The organism is Dyella flava (assembly GCF_016904955.1).
Classification (GTDB): Bacteria; Pseudomonadota; Gammaproteobacteria; order Xanthomonadales; family Rhodanobacteraceae; genus Dyella_B; species Dyella_B flava.
The window spans coordinates 270,147-284,281 of record NZ_JADIKE010000035.1 but is presented as its reverse complement, the minus strand read 5'-3'; the positions used below and the strand labels follow the sequence as shown (position 1 = coordinate 284,281).

Here is a 14,135-nt window from a genome sequence, read left to right as displayed (position 1 = left end):
GCGCTCAGAAACTCATGAAATACCCGCCATTCACCGGCAGGTTGGCGCCGGTGATGTAGCTGGCATCATCCGCCGTGAGAAAGATCACGGCACGGGCGATATCCGACGGCGTGCCCAGTCGGCCCACCGGGATGTCGGCAATGATCTGCTGGCGGATCTCGTGGGGCACGGCGGCCACCATCGGCGTGTCGCAGTAGCCGGGAGAGACCGTGTTGACGGTGACGCCTTTGCGCGCGGTCTCCCGCGCCAGCGCCATGCTGAAACCATGTACGCCGGCCTTGGCGGCGGAGTAGTTGGTCTGGCCGAATTGACCGGTCTGGCCGTTTACCGAGCTGAGGTTGACGATGCGGCCAAAACTGCGCGAGGTCATGCCCTCGACCACCTGGCGGCACATGTTGAACACGCCATCGAGATTGACGCGCATCAGGTCGTGCCAGTGTTGCGGGTCCATCTTGCGCAGGCTGGTATCGCGCGTGATGCCGGCGGCATTCACCAGGATGTCGGGATGGCCGATGCTGCGCTCGATGTGTTCGATCAGGCCGCTGCAGGCCTTGAAGTCGCTGACATCGCAGGGTTCGAAACGAATGGCGCCGCGGTAGGGGGAAACCTGCTCGAGAAAGGCTTCGATACGCTCGCCTCGCGTGGCCAGGTCGACGGCGATGACCTGGCGTCCGGCGTCCGCCAACCGCAGGCAGATTTCAGTGCCGATGCCGCCGATACCGCCTGTCACAATGGCCAGGCGCGAAGCGGCTCTTAACGGAGTTGTCACGTATGGCTCTCCAGGCATGCCGCGCGGCAGCACGTGTTGTGCTGCAGCGGGGACATGAACACGAACGCTGAACGTGCGGAGATCAGGGTTTCTTGGTAGTGGTGCCTGGGCGAGCGGGCTGGCCCGGGCTGGGTGCTGCCTGTGAGGCGGCATCCAGGAAGCCTCGCTGCATCGACTTCCACGCATCCAGATTGCGTTCCGTCAACTCGTTCAGCAGCGACCAGGGGGTCTGGCCCATCAGGCTGTTGAGCTGGGTGCGGAACTGCTGCTGCTGGTCGAGGAAGACCTGCAGGCTGCGCTCCAGATAGGGGCCCATGAATCCTTGCAGGGAGTCGCCGTAGAAACGGATGATCTGGCTCAGCAGCTGGGGCGACAACATCGGCTGCCCTTTCTCCTCGTGCTCAGAAATGATCTGCAGCAGCACGGAGCGGGTCAGATCCTCGCCCGACTTGGCGTCGAGAACCTGAAAGTGTTCGCCATCCAGAACCAGCTGACGGACTTCTTCCAGCGTGATGTAGCTGGAGATCTCCGTGTCGTAGAGCCGACGGTTCGGGTACTTCTTGATGATGCGATTTGTTTGTGCCATGCGGCACAAACTAGCAGAAGGTATTGCGCCGCACCAGCTGGCATTCAGTTTTTATGCTGCGCCCCGGGGTGCAGCAAAGGAGGGGCCGGCGGACGGCGGGCGGTCAATGGCCCCGCACGCCACCCCCGGTGCCAAACGGCGGCCGGGAGAACCAGAGCACCGGGATCAGCAGCACGAACAGGATGGCGCAGAGGTAGAAGACATCGTTGACCGCCAGGGTCAGGCCTTCCCGGTTCACGATCTGGTCGATGTAGCCCAGGCGCTGGCTCGCGCTCAGGGGCAGGTGCGACAGTTGCTGGATGTATTGGCCGGTGGCCGGGTCACCCTGGTTCACGTATTCGGTCAGGGTGGCGTGGTGGTAGATGCCGCGATGCTGCCAGAGCGTGACCGTCACCGCGGTCGACACGCTGGAGCCCAGCGTACGGAAGAAGTTGGAAAGACCGGACGCGCTGGCGATTTCCGATGCAGGCAATCCCGACAGGTAGATCTGGTTGAGCGGAATAAAGAAGCAGGGGATGGCCAGGCCCATCACGAAGCGTGGTACCACCAGCGTGGCAAACGAGGCGCCGCTGTCGAAGGTCGAGAACCAATACGACGTGATGGCGAACACGATGAACGCAAAGCTCACCAGCATGCGCAGGTCAAATTTCTGCAGGTTGCGCCCAATGAGGGGTGATAGCAGGAACGCCAGCACGCCGACCGGTGCGCTGGCCATGCCGGCCCAGGTGGCGGTATAGCCCAGCGTGGTCTGTAGCCACAGCGGAAATACCACGTTGATGCCGAAGAAGGCGAACATGCCCAGCGACAGGCTGATCACGCCGACGGTGAAATTGCGTTTCTTGAACAGCGTCAGGTCGATGACCGGATGCTTGGCATGGATCTCCCACACCACGAGGAAGGTGAGGCAGACCAGCGCGATGATGCCCAGCACGAGGATCAGCGTTGAATTGAACCAGTCGTGGTCATTGCCGTTGTCCAGCATGAATTGCAGGCAGCCGACACCCGCCACCAGCAGCACCAGGCCGACCACGTCGATGGGTGTCTTGAAGGTCCTGGTTTCGCGCTTGTGCAGCAAGATCCAGGTGATGATCGCGGCGAGAATGCCGATCGGCAGGTTGATGTAGAAGATCCACGGCCAGGACAGGTTGTCGGTGATCCAGCCGCCGAGAATCGGGCCGAAAATCGGCGCTACCACCACGGTCATGGCCCATAGCGCCAAGGCGATGCCTTGCCGTTCCTTGGGATAACTGGAAAGCAGCAAGGTCAGCGACAGCGCCACCATCGGACCCGAGCCCGCACCCTGCATCAGGCGGGCGAACACCAGCATCGGCATGCTGGTTGCCAGGCCGCACAGCATGGAGAACACCACGAACAGCATCACCGACGTAACGAAGGTGCGTACTTCACCAAAACGCCGCGCCACAAAGCCGGTAAGCGGCTGCATGATGGCGCTGGCCAGTGAATAGGAACTGATAGTCCAGGTACCTTCGCTGGCGCTGACCCCAAGGCTGCCTGAGATGTGCGGCACGGCAACGTTGACGATGGTCATGTCCAGCACCTCCATGAAGGTGCTGAACGCAACGGCGATGGTCAACAGTACCAGCGGCGCACCGTGTAACGGCTTGGGCGGCGCTGCGTTGTCGGGTGTGGCAGCCATGACGGACTCGCTGGGCAGATATCAGTGGGAGGCACCGAGATTGGCGCGGATGATCTTCTCGGCTTCTGCATCAGCCTGTGCGGCAACCTGGTCGTAGACGGAAGTCTTTAACGGCGGCTGTTGCGGGGTGGCGGCAAGCACCGGCCCCTGGTCGTTGGTGATATCCACGGTCACGTCGGTCGAAAGGCCCACGCGCAGCGGATGCTGGTCGAGTTCATCGTTATTGAGCGCAATGCGCACCGGCACGCGCTGCACCACCTTGATCCAGTTGCCGGTGGCGTTTTGCGCCGGGAGCAACGAGAACACGCTGCCGGTACCGGCGCCGAGGCCGATGACCTTGCCGTGGTACACCACGCCGCCGCCGTAGATATCGGTGGTGATCTTCACCGGCTGGCCGATGCGGATATGGCGCAGCTGGTTTTCCTTGAAGTTGGCGTCGATCCATAGATCGTGCAGCGGCACGATGGTCATCAACTGCTGACCTGGCGTGATGCTGTCGCCGAGCTGCACGCTGCGCTGCGCGACATAGCCGCTGACCGGTGCAAGGATGGTGTTGCGCTGGGCGGCGATCCAGGCGGCGCGGAAATTGGCGCGTGCCTGCCGCACCGTCGGGTTGTCGGGGATATCGACGCCTTCCACCGAAGCGCGCGAGGCATTGGCCTGCGCCTTGGCGGTATCCAGGGCGGCCTGTGCCTGCGCCACCGCATCGCGCATGTGCTGCACGGTCTCCGGCGATTCGGCTTGCGCTGCAATCAGCGGCAGGTGGCGCTTGAGGTCGGCCTGCGCTTTGCGCAAATCCACTTCGCGCGCAGCAACGGTGGCATCGGCGCTGCTGACAGTGTCCGTTTGCTGGCGCACCTGGCGTACCGCCTCAGCCAGTGCGCTGCTGGTTTGGCGCAGACGTACATCAGCATCGGTATCGTCCAGCTTCACCAGTACTTGTCCGGCCGTTACGTGTTGCGTGTCATCGGTGAAGATGCCGACGACGATTCCGGCCACTTGCGAAGACAGGGCGACCTGATTGCCGCCTACATAGGCGTTGTCGGTGCTCTCACGGCGGGAAAAAACGAAGAACCACAACAGGGCCCAGGTCAACGCAGCAAGCAGGAACACGGCGGCCACGATCAACAGGGCACGACTGCGCTTGGCGGGATCCTTCGCGGCAAGACCGCTATCGTTGGCGTCCTTGGAGATGTCAGAGGCGCTCATGTTCGGGGGCTCCGGCGAGATTCGAAGTGGATGCGGTGGAAGAGGTGGCAGCGGGAGTGGCGGTGGTGTTGTCGAGATCCGAGCGGTAGCCGCCACCCAGTGCCTTGATTAGCGCCAGATCGGTACTGAGCGCCTGCGCATGCAGGCTCACGGCCGCATCGCGTTGTTGCAGCAACTGTGCTTCGGCGGTGAGGCTTTCGCGGGCATCCTTGGTGCCATGGGCCTGGCGTGCTTCCGCCGAGGCCAGCAACGCCTGGTTGGCCTTCACCTCTATGTCCTGCTTCACACGGCGTGCGTCGATCTGTTGCGCCGTTACGGCCTGGGTGGCGACATCGCGTGCTGCATCCGTCACGGTCACGTTGTATTGCGCGACGGCTGCATCGAGCTGCGCACGACTGGCGCCGTAATTCGCTTTTAGACGTCCGCCTTCGAAGATGGGCAGATGCACCGCAGGCGTGATGCCGAACACGCGACTGCCGGCCGTGAACAGATTGCCGAGATCACCTTTGCTGCCGGCAATCAGGCCAGAAAAACTCGGGGAGCCCTGATTGGTGCTGGACAGGCCGGCCATCGCATTGATGCTGATATCCGGGAAGTAGTCGGCGCGTGCCACGTCGATTTGTTTCAATGCGGCCTCGACCTGCCAGCGGCTGGCGGCAATGTCGGGACGGCGCGCGATCAGATCCAGCCGAACATCGTCGGGCAGGGCGCCTTGCACTTGCGGCAGCGTATGCGGCTTGAGTGGAGGCAGTTCCGAGGGCGAGACATTGGCCAGCGCCGCCAGCACGACTTTGCGCAGCTCGATCGACCCTTCCAGCGTGACTTGCGCCTGCTGCGCGGCGGCCAGCTGTGCGCGTTCCTGCTGTGCGGTATCGGGCAGATCCACACCTTGCCGCACGCGTAGCTGGGCGATTTGCAGCAGGCGTTGTTGTACGGCGACCGATTGCTTGGCGAGCGTGAGCCGGCTTTCATCCGCCAGCCAGCCGAAATAGGTATCCGCGACCGCGTTCTGCAGCGTCAGCGCGGCAGCGCTGTGTTGAGCTTCGGCGGCATGCGCCTGATCCAGCGCCGCCTCGATCGACTTGCGTTTCTTGCCCCACCAATCGAAATCGTATTCGAGCTGCACGCCAAGATCGGCCTGGTCGTACCAGTCGAAGCCGAGCAGCGCGGGTGGAAACAGGCCATGGTCGCTCATGCGCTGGCGCGTGAACTGGGCATTGCCGTTGATATTCAGGCCAGCTTGCGCGGCGGCAACGCGCACCGATTGTTCGGCGGTCTGTACGCGTGCATGCGCTTGCGCAAGATCCGGTGATTGCTTCATGGCGAGCGCAATCAGCGCATCCAGTTGTGGATCGTTGTACACCCTCCACCAATCGGCGGCGGGCCAGCCGGCGCGTGTCGGCGCTTGCAATCCGGCCAGCGGCACATCGTCGCGCAGCGCAGGGTGCGGCAATTTCGCCGGAATCATGCAGCCGGGCAGTGCCATTGCCAGCAGTGTGACCAAGGCAAGTGGACGAAGACGCACAGCGGCAAGGCAGGGAACGACGTTCATGGCGGATCACCCGCTTCGTGTTCGAGTTGAGTGAGGTTTTGGGCGAGCTTGCGCAGCAGGCGCTTTAGGTGACGACGGTCTGTCGGAGTGAAGCCCGAGAAGATGCTTTGCAGACTCGGAAACATGCCGGGCAGCATCTTTTGCACGAAGCGCCGGCCAGTGGCGGTGATTTGCATGACCACTTGTCGCCGATCCTCGGCGCTGGGGCCGCGCGTGATCAGCCCGCGTTTGACCAGCGCGTTGGCGATGCGCGTCATGTTGGTGGCGCCTTGCGAGGTGTACACGCACAACTCGCCGGGCGTGGACGTGCCATCCGGCCGGGAAAGCAGGATGGCCAGTGTGCGAAATTCACTGTCGTTGAGCTTATAAGGCCTGAGCTGTTGCTCGAACTCCGCCTGCATGTACTCGGCCAGCAACAACAGGGTGCGGCATAGCGCGGCGTCTTCGGGCATGTCCGGGATGACTTTCCGGATGCCGGCAATGCCTTCGTCCAGCCGTTTTAAGTGATCGATTAGAGACATTTCACTGATGCATATTTCACTGGTGGAATAAATATGCAGAGTGACTCCAGTACGCGCAAGTGCCGCCGCCGCGGACTTGTCAAAACAGGCGCTTACCTGGAGGGAAGGCCGAACAGGCGGGTTACGTTGGCGGTAGTGGCTGCGGCAAGGTCCTGGGGGTCCATGCTGCGCAGTTCAGCGATGCAGTGCAGAACGTCGGGCAGGTAGGACGGTTCATTGCGTTCGCCACGATGCGCGGCGCCGGGCTGATCCGGCGCATCGCTTTCGAGCAGTAGGTACTCGACCGGCATGCTGCTGACGATCCGGCGCAAACGCTGTGCGCGTTCGTAAGTGACCGGGCCGCCGATACCGAGATGAAAGCCGATCTTCCACAGTTGCTCGGCTTGTTCCTGACTACCGGAGAAGCTGTGCACGACGCCGCGCAATCCACTTGTCCGTCGCAAGGCGCTGGTGACTTCGTCAAGGGCGGCGCGGGCGTGCAGGATCACCGGCAGATCGAATTCGCGGGCCAGGGCAAGTTGCTGCCGAAAAATATCGCGTTGTCCTTCGGCATCGTGGCCTTCCTGATAAAAGTCGAGGCCGATTTCGCCAACGGCGACGGGATGGCCCGTTTCCAGCCAATGGGGCAGGACTTTGATGTCTCCGGCCTGGTGCTGGTGCATGAACATGGGGTGCATGCCATACGCCGGGAACAGCCCGCTGCCCGGCCCACATAGCGCGTGGATGCGGGGCCAGCTTGCGGCATGAGTGCCGGGAATGACCTGCATGCTTACGCCCACCGCGCGTGCGCGTTCGAGCACGGCGTCACGCTCGCCGTCAAAACGTGCGTCGTCCAGATGAACATGGCTATCGGCGAGTTTTGGCATGGTTCTTGGCCGCTATTTATTCCGAATTCCGGTGTTTGAACCGCTGCGTTCGATCGTCTTGCGAATAAGTCGACAGTTTGGCATTTCGGTCCAGACCTATTCAGCATCCCGGCGTTTCAATGCTCAATGCAAGATATGGCGGGGGTGCAGCGCGTACTGCAGCTGTTTTTAGGTACAGGAGATTCAGCAATGAGTAAGTTGGTAGTCAATGCATTGTGCATGGGGCTGACGGCGTCGTTTGCGTTGGGCTTGGCCGCCTGCAATCGGCAGGCGAGCGCCGATGCGAACAGTGTCGCCGGCGTGGCCGCCTCAGCCAGCGCTGCCGGGACTGCCCAGGCCACCTCGGTCGGCCAGCCGGTTCAGGCGCCACCACAGGGCGGTGACGACGGTGATTATGCCCAGGTGGTCAGCGTGGTGCCGGTCACCCAGGACGTGAGTACGCCGCAGCAGGTTTGTCATGACGTGGTGGTCAATCACACCGTGCCGCCCAAGGATCAGCACCAGATTGCCGGTACGGTGATCGGCGCCGTGACGGGTGGCCTGCTCGGCCACTTGATCGGCGGCGGCAAGGGCAATGCCCTGGCGACGGCGGCCGGTGCGGTCGGCGGCGGCTATGCCGGCAAGAAAATCGAGGAAAGCCACCAGCAGTCAAACGTTCGATCCGAGGTAGTTCACCGTTGCAGTACCGTTGCGAATACCAGCAGTAACATCGTCGGGTATGACGTGACCTACGTCTACAACGGAGTGACGCGTACCACCCGCATGGATCACGATCCCGGTAATCGCGTGAAGGTGGAACAAAGTGTGAGTGTTGTCTCCGATGCCCAATGATCCACTGCCCAAGGAGATCGTCGTGAAAATGAAATCAGGCAAGTTCGGTGTGATGGCGGCATTGCTGGTGGGTATCGCGGCCCTCACCGGTTGCCAGACTCAGCCGGTTTATCGGGGTCAGACGACCTACGGTTACCAGGGCTGCCAGAGTTGCGGCGTGGTGCAGCAGGTGCAGCAGATTTATATCCAGCAGCAGGGCACCAATAACGCTGCGCTCGGTACGGTGATCGGCGCGGTGGCGGGTGGTCTGCTCGGCAGCACCATGGGCCATGGTCGTGGCAATACGGCGACCACCGTGGTTGGTGTAGTGGCGGGTGGCGCAGTCGGTAATGCGATCGGCTCGCAGAACAGCCAGCCGGGCGGCACGGTGCCGGCGTGGCAGATCGTGATTCGTCTCGACAATGGTCAGTACGCGACGGTTACGCAAGTACCCAATCCTGGCGTGCGTCCCGGCGACTATGTCGTGATCAGCAACAATCTGGTGTATCCGCGTTGATTTTCGGTTCTATTGAATAGATGTTTAGACGTCTATTTAGAGAATGCGTTGGAAATAAAAAGGCCCTCGATCGAGGGCCTTTTTTTGTCGAAAATTTATGCGTCAATTGATCGAGTAGAACTTGTGGTCGCCGATGGTGACGGCGCTGTGGTTGCGCGACCACGCGGGCGCGACCGACACGGTAGCGAAGTGATCTGCATGCGGCACGAAAAAGCGACGCTCGTCGGCGGGAAGATCCCAGTTGGTGATCGATTTGCCTGCAATATCCCACGCTTTCTGGAAAGCAGCGAGATTATCGATCTCTTGGGTGAGAGGGGTTGTGGTGAGCGCAAACTGATGCGGTGACTTCACCACATCACATACGGTGCCGCCCCATTGACCGCGTTCGCGTCGACGCATGGCAACTTCTGCCACAGCCATCTGACCGACCGTCGACTGGCTACGTGCTTCCAGATAGACGGTGGTCGCCAGACAAGTCTGGTCCGCGAGCGGTTGGGGCAGTACGGACATCAGCCACAACAACATGGAAAGTTTCATACCTGCCTCCAGTTTGCAGCACGTAAAGGCAGCACATGCATGCCTTGACGCGATTGCGGTGGACGGGCGGGCAGACCGTTCCACCTGGATATATCGCCAGCACCGAAACTTGTGGCGCTAACGGTTAGCCACGATCACGTGGCGAAATCGATCGACATGTCCGATGTCGACCGCCATCTAGTTGGCAATTACGCTGCGGGCTTGAAGCCATACATGCAGCGCGTTCGCGCATACGGCGAGTTGTCCACCGGCAAGGCTTCTGCCGGGTCGCGCCGATCCGGACCCCTCCGGTTCGTCGCGTATGTGGGCACCCTGCGGGCTGGTGGGTGCCTAAAAAAGTGTTGGCGGAATCTAGTGGTCCTTTTCCGTCTTTGCAAGTGCCTGGCGAGTTCAATTCACAAATTGCTCACATTGCAAACATGGGTTCCATGTTGCCGAAATCAATCTGACCAGCGCTGCAACAGCTGAATCGCGACACCATCATCACTAATGTTTTCCGTACCTTGCGTGATGTTGTTCGCTGTCTCATCGGTCATCACTGCAAGTGCTTCGATGATGTCATTGTGTGAAATTACAGTAAGCAATCGTACGAACTCGCGATCATCACGACGCAACTCGATTCCCTCTGCAACGGCTTTCGAAAGTTGAATGCGATGCAGATGACGCTTGTTGCCGCCGCGATAATGCAAACGTGCAACAAGCTCCTGGCCCGGGTAGCAGCCTTTGTCCAAAGCAACAGCGCCGAGTCGATGCAATGACAAAGAAGGCGGAAGCAGTTCGTTCAATGCGGTGTCTGGCAGCCACGGCCAGCCTGCGCGTAGTTGTGCAAGTTGCGATGTATCGTCATCCACAACATCGCCGCCGAGTTGCAATGAATGCGAGCCGCAGCCTAATCGAATGACATCGCCTGTTACGTCGACAAGGTGCACGGGAAGGGCAGTGCTTACGCCCAGCTTTTTTTCTTCCACCACGCGCAGCTTGACGCGCGAACGGAATACGAAACGACGCAATGCTTCAACAAAATCTGCTGCATTGCCGCCACGCAAAATCACCAGTAGTTGCTCATCGCTCAGTCGTGCAAGATGGAACAGGTTGCGTACGCGACCTTGTGCATCGAGCCAACTGCTGAATTGCCACTGGCCTTGGGGCAGGGCCGTGACCTGGCTGGTAAATTGAGTGTGCGCGAAGGCGGTGGCGTCCGGACCTTCGAGGAAGACGGCTTGAGCGAGGTTGGATGTCGGCATGCGCGGTGTGATGGGGGCAATGAGCGTATGGTGCAAGGCCGCAGGCGGGTGTCTGCACGGTAGGGGCTATACGTCAACTGGTTGTGCCGCTATGCCGCAAGTATTACGCTTTTAGCGATACGAACCATGTCCCACACATCCTCCAAACCCGCACCCAGTCCCGAACCCGCACAGACGGAGCGCGCTGTCACGCCTGCTTCGCCCGCGCAGGAACAGGAACAGGCCGGGCGACCGGCGCCGGATCCCACACGCTACGGCGATTGGGAAAAGAACGGGCGCTGCATCGACTTCTGATCCACCGGGCATTGGCTGCGTTGTGGACGCGGCGATGGACAGGGGAACAGGTGGCGGTGCGGGCATTGGCTGTTTACAGCGATTCCACCCCAGGATAGCCGCCATGGCAGATACACAACGACCGGTTTCACCCCACTTACAGATATATAAGTGGCAAGTGCAGATGATGACCTCCATCCTGCATCGTGCCACCGGCATCGCCCTCGCCGTGGGCATACTGATGATCGTGTGGGGCATTCTCTCGCTGGCCGCCGGCGAAGACGCGTTCAACCAGTTCAAGATCTGCATGGGCAGCCCGCTGGGCATCATCCTCCTGATCGGTTGGAGCTGGTCGCTGTTCTATCACCTGTGCAACGGCATCCGTCACCTGATCCAGGACACCGGCGCCGGTTATGCCATTCCGCAATTCGTGCGCTCCAGCTGGATGTCGGTGATCGGCAGTGTCGTACTGACCCTGCTGGTCTGGGCCTATGTGCTGACCGCTGGAGGTGCCGCATGAGCACGAATGCAAAAGATTTGCGCAATCCGCTCAAGCGCGCACGTGGACTTGGTTCCGCCCAGTCCGGTGTGAGCCACTGGTGGACCCAGCGCGTGACCGCCGTTGGCCTGGTCATCCTGGGGCTGTGGCTGGTGCTGCTGGTGCTCGGCCTGGTGCATTCCGATTACGCGACGGCCCGCGCGGCGGTGGCGAAGCCGTGGAATGCGGTGCTACTGGTCGCCTTTCTGATCACTGCGTTCTGGCATGCCGTGCTCGGCCTGCAAGTGGTGATTGAAGATTACGTGCACACCCGCTGGAAGGAGATCGTCCTTCTGGTGGCGATTAAGTTCCTCGCGGTGCTGAGCGTGCTCGCCGGCACGCTGGCTGTGCTGCGCATCGCATTGGGAGCCTGAGGCCGATGGAAGCCTATAAGATTCAGCAGCACAAATACGACGTAGTCGTGGTCGGCGCCGGTGGCGCGGGCCTGCGCGCCACCTTCGGTCTGGCCGAAAAGGGCCTCAAGGCCGCGTGCATTACCAAGGTATTTCCGACCCGTTCGCATACCGTGGCGGCGCAGGGTGGTATCGCCGCCGCGCTCGGCAACATGGGCGAAGACGACTGGCGCTTCCACTTCTACGACACCATCAAGGGTTCGGACTGGCTGGGCGACCAGGACTCGATCGAATATATGTGCCGCGAGGCCATTCCTTCGATCCTCGAACTGGAACACTATGGCGTTCCGTTCTCCCGTACCGATGACGGCCGCATTTACCAGCGTCCGTTCGGTGGCATGACCACGCATTACGGCAAAGGCACCGCGCAGCGTACGTGCGCCGCCGCCGACCGTACCGGCCATGCGATTCTGCATACGCTGTACCAGCAGGCGCTGGCGCATGACGCCACCTTCTTTGTTGAATACTTTGCGATCGACCTGATCTTCGACGACGAAGGCGTGTGCCGCGGCGTGCTGGCGCTCGACATGAATGAGGGCACCTTGCACCTGTTCCGCGGCCAGTCCGTGGTGCTGGCTACGGGTGGTTACGGCCGCGCGTACTTCAGCGCCACGTCTGCGCATACCTGCACCGGTGATGGTGGCGGCATGGTGCTGCGTGCCGGTCTTGCCTTGCAGGATATGGAGTTCGTGCAGTTCCATCCCACCGGCATTTACGGCGCCGGCTGCCTGATTACCGAAGGCGTGCGCGGCGAGGGTGGCTATCTCACCAATTCCAAGGGCGAGCGCTTCATGGAGCGCTATGCGCCGAGCGCGAAGGACCTTGCTTCGCGCGACGTGGTCAGTCGCGCGATGACTGTCGAGATTCGCGAAGGTCGCGGCGTTGGCGAACACAAGGACCATGTGCATCTGAACCTGATGCATCTCGGCCCGGAAGTGATTCACGAGCGCCTGCCGGGTATCGCCGAATCCGCGCGCATTTTCGCGGGCGTGGACGTCACCAAGGAACCGATCCCGGTGCTGCCGACCGTGCACTACAACATGGGCGGCATCCCCACCAATTACCACGGCGAAGTCGTGCAGAAGCGGGGCGAGGACGTGGATTCGGTGGTGCCTGGCCTGTTCGCTATCGGCGAAGCGGCTTGCGTGTCCGTGCATGGCGCCAACCGGCTGGGCTCCAACTCGTTGCTTGACCTGGTGGTATTTGGGCGCGCGGTGTCGCATCGCTGCGCCGAAATCGTCAAACCCGGTACTGCGCACAAGGATCTTCCGGCGAGTGCGCTGGACAAGGCGCTGTCCCGCTTCGACGGGTTGCGCAATGCCAACGGCGGCACGCCCACCGCGAAGATTCGCCAGAACATGCAGCGCACCATGCAGGACGATGCTGCGGTGTTCCGTACCGGCGAGACGCTCAAGGCCGGCTCCAAGAAGATCTCCGACGTCTTCGACTCCTTCAAGGACGTGCGCGTGAGCGACCGTTCGATGGTGTGGAACTCCGACCTGATCGAAACGCTGGAGCTGTCCAACCTGCTGGGGCAGGCCGTGGCCACCATGCATTCGGCCGAGCAGCGCCAGGAAAGCCGCGGTGCGCATGCCCGCGAGGATTTCCCCGATCGCGACGACCACAACTGGATGAAGCACACACTGGTTAAGGTCGACGAAAGCGGCAAGACCAGCTTCGACTTCCGTCCGGTGCACATGTACACCTTGACCAATGAGGTCGAGGTTGTGCCGCCGAAGAAGCGCGTTTACTAAGTACCGACTGGAGAGGCAATCGTGGCCGAGTTCTCGCTACCCAAGAATTCCAAGATCCAGCCGGGCAAGCACTATCCGGCGAAAGGCGCAAAGAAACCGCGTACGTTCCGCATCTACCGCTGGTCGCCGGATGATGGCCAGAACCCGCGTATCGACACTTACGAAGTCGATCTGGCCGCGTGCGGCCCGATGGTTCTGGACGCACTGCTGAAGATCAAGAACGAGATCGATCCCACCCTCACCCTGCGCCGCTCCTGCCGTGAAGGTATTTGCGGTTCGTGTGCGATGAACATCGACGGCACCAATACCTTGGCTTGCACCAAGGCCATTGATGAGTGCCCGTCGGGTGATGTGAAGATCTACCCGCTGCCGCACATGCCGGTGGTGAAGGATCTGGTGCCCGATCTCACGCATTTCTACGCTCAGTTCGCCTCGATCAAGCCGTGGCTGCGTACGCAGAGCGCGGCGCCGGATCGCGAGCGCCTGCAGTCGCCGGAAGACCGCAAGAAGCTCGATGGGCTTTACGAGTGCATCCTGTGCGCCTGCTGCTCCACCAGCTGTCCGAGCTACTGGTGGAACGGCGATCGTTACCTCGGTCCGGCGATTCTGCTGCAGGCCTATCGCTGGATTGTGGATTCGCGCGATGAAGACACAGGTGCGCGTCTGGACGATCTGGAAGATCCGTTCAAGCTGTATCGCTGCCACACCATCATGAACTGCGCCCGCACCTGCCCGAAAGGCCTGAATCCGGCCAAGGCGATTGCGGAGATCAAGAAACTGATCGTTGCGCGCCGTTCGGCCTGATCCCTCGCTTTTCCCTCTCCCCTCGGGGAGAGGGTAGGGTGAGGGGGCAACCTTGCGTCGTTGTCGAATTGGAACGTGCTTCAAT

The 14,135-nt window shown here is 61.2% G+C and carries 16 protein-coding genes; 7 read left to right on the top strand and 9 right to left on the bottom strand.

Going from position 1 to position 14,135, the window contains the following annotated elements; all coding sequences use genetic code 11:
* Nucleotides 1-4 precede the first annotated feature (4 nt).
* The 7 genes from phbB to ISP19_RS11035 form a co-directional block, all read right to left on the bottom strand.
* On the bottom strand, nt 5-769 hold the full coding sequence (gene phbB, locus ISP19_RS11065) for an acetoacetyl-CoA reductase (protein ID WP_284384486.1): 765 nt from the start codon (nt 767-769) through the stop codon (nt 5-7).
* Between the two features lie 82 nt (nt 770-851).
* Nucleotides 852-1,355 (bottom strand): polyhydroxyalkanoate synthesis repressor PhaR, encoded by a 504-nt coding sequence (phaR, locus tag ISP19_RS11060; RefSeq protein WP_204681974.1) that lies wholly within the window; start codon nt 1,353-1,355, stop codon nt 852-854.
* A gap of 103 nt (nt 1,356-1,458) precedes the next feature.
* Nucleotides 1,459-3,012: a DHA2 family efflux MFS transporter permease subunit gene (locus ISP19_RS11055; RefSeq protein ID WP_204681966.1), complete on the bottom strand. Its 1,554-nt coding sequence runs from the start codon at nt 3,010-3,012 to the stop codon at nt 1,459-1,461.
* 21 nt (nt 3,013-3,033) lie between these two features.
* A complete protein-coding gene (locus ISP19_RS11050) occupies nt 3,034-4,221 on the bottom strand; it encodes an HlyD/EmrA/EmrK family protein (protein ID WP_204681957.1) in 1,188 nt (395 codons plus the stop codon).
* Nucleotides 4,208-5,773, bottom strand: coding sequence for an efflux transporter outer membrane subunit (locus ISP19_RS11045; RefSeq protein ID WP_204681955.1), 1,566 nt, complete (start codon nt 5,771-5,773; stop codon nt 4,208-4,210). Before ISP19_RS11045 ends, ISP19_RS11050 begins: the two co-directional genes overlap by 14 nt.
* Nucleotides 5,770-6,294 (bottom strand): MarR family winged helix-turn-helix transcriptional regulator, encoded by a 525-nt coding sequence (locus ISP19_RS11040; protein WP_204681953.1) that lies wholly within the window; start codon nt 6,292-6,294, stop codon nt 5,770-5,772. The genes ISP19_RS11045 and ISP19_RS11040 overlap by 4 nt, the downstream gene beginning before the upstream one ends.
* Nucleotides 6,295-6,386: 92 nt before the next feature.
* Nucleotides 6,387-7,160 carry a TatD family hydrolase gene (locus ISP19_RS11035; RefSeq protein ID WP_204681951.1) on the bottom strand — a complete coding sequence of 258 codons (774 nt, stop codon included), beginning with the start codon at nt 7,158-7,160 and terminating at the stop codon, nt 6,387-6,389.
* A gap of 189 nt (nt 7,161-7,349) precedes the next feature.
* Here ISP19_RS11035 and ISP19_RS11030 point away from each other — a divergent pair, with 189 nt between their 5' ends.
* Nucleotides 7,350-7,991, top strand: a complete 642-nt coding sequence (locus tag ISP19_RS11030; RefSeq protein WP_204681949.1) for a glycine zipper 2TM domain-containing protein — start codon at nt 7,350-7,352, stop codon at nt 7,989-7,991.
* Between the two features lie 28 nt (nt 7,992-8,019).
* Nucleotides 8,020-8,487 carry a glycine zipper 2TM domain-containing protein gene (locus tag ISP19_RS11025; RefSeq protein ID WP_239556744.1) on the top strand — a complete coding sequence of 156 codons (468 nt, stop codon included), beginning with the start codon at nt 8,020-8,022 and terminating at the stop codon, nt 8,485-8,487.
* Nucleotides 8,488-8,589: 102 nt separating this feature from the next.
* Here the strand turns inward: ISP19_RS11025 and ISP19_RS11020 are convergent, their stop codons facing one another.
* Nucleotides 8,590-9,024: a cell wall hydrolase gene (locus tag ISP19_RS11020; RefSeq protein ID WP_204681945.1), complete on the bottom strand. Its 435-nt coding sequence runs from the start codon at nt 9,022-9,024 to the stop codon at nt 8,590-8,592.
* A 440-nt stretch (nt 9,025-9,464) separates the two neighbouring features.
* Nucleotides 9,465-10,268 (bottom strand): CAF17-like 4Fe-4S cluster assembly/insertion protein YgfZ, encoded by an 804-nt coding sequence (gene ygfZ / locus ISP19_RS11015; protein WP_204681943.1) that lies wholly within the window; start codon nt 10,266-10,268, stop codon nt 9,465-9,467.
* 126 nt (nt 10,269-10,394) lie between these two features.
* Here ygfZ and ISP19_RS21275 point away from each other — a divergent pair, with 126 nt between their 5' ends.
* The 5 genes from ISP19_RS21275 (at nt 10,395) to ISP19_RS10990 (ending at nt 14,050) form a co-directional block, all read left to right on the top strand.
* A complete protein-coding gene (locus tag ISP19_RS21275) occupies nt 10,395-10,562 on the top strand; it encodes a DUF1674 domain-containing protein (protein ID WP_239556723.1) in 168 nt (55 codons plus the stop codon).
* A 103-nt stretch (nt 10,563-10,665) separates the two neighbouring features.
* Nucleotides 10,666-11,061 (top strand): succinate dehydrogenase, cytochrome b556 subunit, encoded by a 396-nt coding sequence (gene sdhC, locus ISP19_RS11005; RefSeq protein WP_204681941.1) that lies wholly within the window; start codon nt 10,666-10,668, stop codon nt 11,059-11,061.
* Nucleotides 11,058-11,453, top strand: coding sequence for a succinate dehydrogenase, hydrophobic membrane anchor protein (gene sdhD, locus ISP19_RS11000; RefSeq protein ID WP_204681939.1), 396 nt, complete (start codon nt 11,058-11,060; stop codon nt 11,451-11,453). The genes sdhC and sdhD overlap by 4 nt, the downstream gene beginning before the upstream one ends.
* Nucleotides 11,454-11,458: 5 nt before the next feature.
* Nucleotides 11,459-13,246 (top strand): succinate dehydrogenase flavoprotein subunit, encoded by a 1,788-nt coding sequence (gene sdhA / locus ISP19_RS10995; RefSeq protein ID WP_204681937.1) that lies wholly within the window; start codon nt 11,459-11,461, stop codon nt 13,244-13,246.
* 21 nt (nt 13,247-13,267) lie between these two features.
* Complete coding sequence (locus tag ISP19_RS10990; protein ID WP_204681935.1) at nt 13,268-14,050, top strand: succinate dehydrogenase iron-sulfur subunit; 783 nt, start codon at nt 13,268-13,270, stop codon at nt 14,048-14,050.
* The last annotated feature ends 85 nt before the right edge of the window (nt 14,051-14,135 follow it).

Bases quoted from the DNA above. Each gene is read 5' to 3' on its own strand.
- phaR (WP_204681974.1), bottom strand. From the start codon at position 1,355: ATGGCACAAACAAATCGCATCATCAAGAAGTACCCGAACCGTCGGCTC.
- ISP19_RS11040 (WP_204681953.1), bottom strand. From the start codon at position 6,294: ATGTCTCTAATCGATCACTTAAAACGGCTGGACGAAGGCATTGCCGGC.
- ygfZ (WP_204681943.1), bottom strand. From the start codon at position 10,268: ATGCCGACATCCAACCTCGCTCAAGCCGTCTTCCTCGAAGGTCCGGAC.
- sdhA (WP_204681937.1), top strand. From the start codon at position 11,459: ATGGAAGCCTATAAGATTCAGCAGCACAAATACGACGTAGTCGTGGTC.
- ISP19_RS11020 (WP_204681945.1), bottom strand. From the start codon at position 9,024: ATGAAACTTTCCATGTTGTTGTGGCTGATGTCCGTACTGCCCCAACCG.
- ISP19_RS11050 (WP_204681957.1), bottom strand. From the start codon at position 4,221: ATGAGCGCCTCTGACATCTCCAAGGACGCCAACGATAGCGGTCTTGCC.
- ISP19_RS11030 (WP_204681949.1), top strand. From the start codon at position 7,350: ATGAGTAAGTTGGTAGTCAATGCATTGTGCATGGGGCTGACGGCGTCG.
- ISP19_RS11025 (WP_239556744.1), top strand. From the start codon at position 8,020: ATGAAATCAGGCAAGTTCGGTGTGATGGCGGCATTGCTGGTGGGTATC.
- ISP19_RS11045 (WP_204681955.1), bottom strand. From the start codon at position 5,773: ATGAACGTCGTTCCCTGCCTTGCCGCTGTGCGTCTTCGTCCACTTGCC.
- sdhD (WP_204681939.1), top strand. From the start codon at position 11,058: ATGAGCACGAATGCAAAAGATTTGCGCAATCCGCTCAAGCGCGCACGT.
- ISP19_RS21275 (WP_239556723.1), top strand. From the start codon at position 10,395: ATGTCCCACACATCCTCCAAACCCGCACCCAGTCCCGAACCCGCACAG.
- ISP19_RS11055 (WP_204681966.1), bottom strand. From the start codon at position 3,012: ATGGCTGCCACACCCGACAACGCAGCGCCGCCCAAGCCGTTACACGGT.
- ISP19_RS11035 (WP_204681951.1), bottom strand. From the start codon at position 7,160: ATGCCAAAACTCGCCGATAGCCATGTTCATCTGGACGACGCACGTTTT.
- sdhC (WP_204681941.1), top strand. From the start codon at position 10,666: ATGGCAGATACACAACGACCGGTTTCACCCCACTTACAGATATATAAG.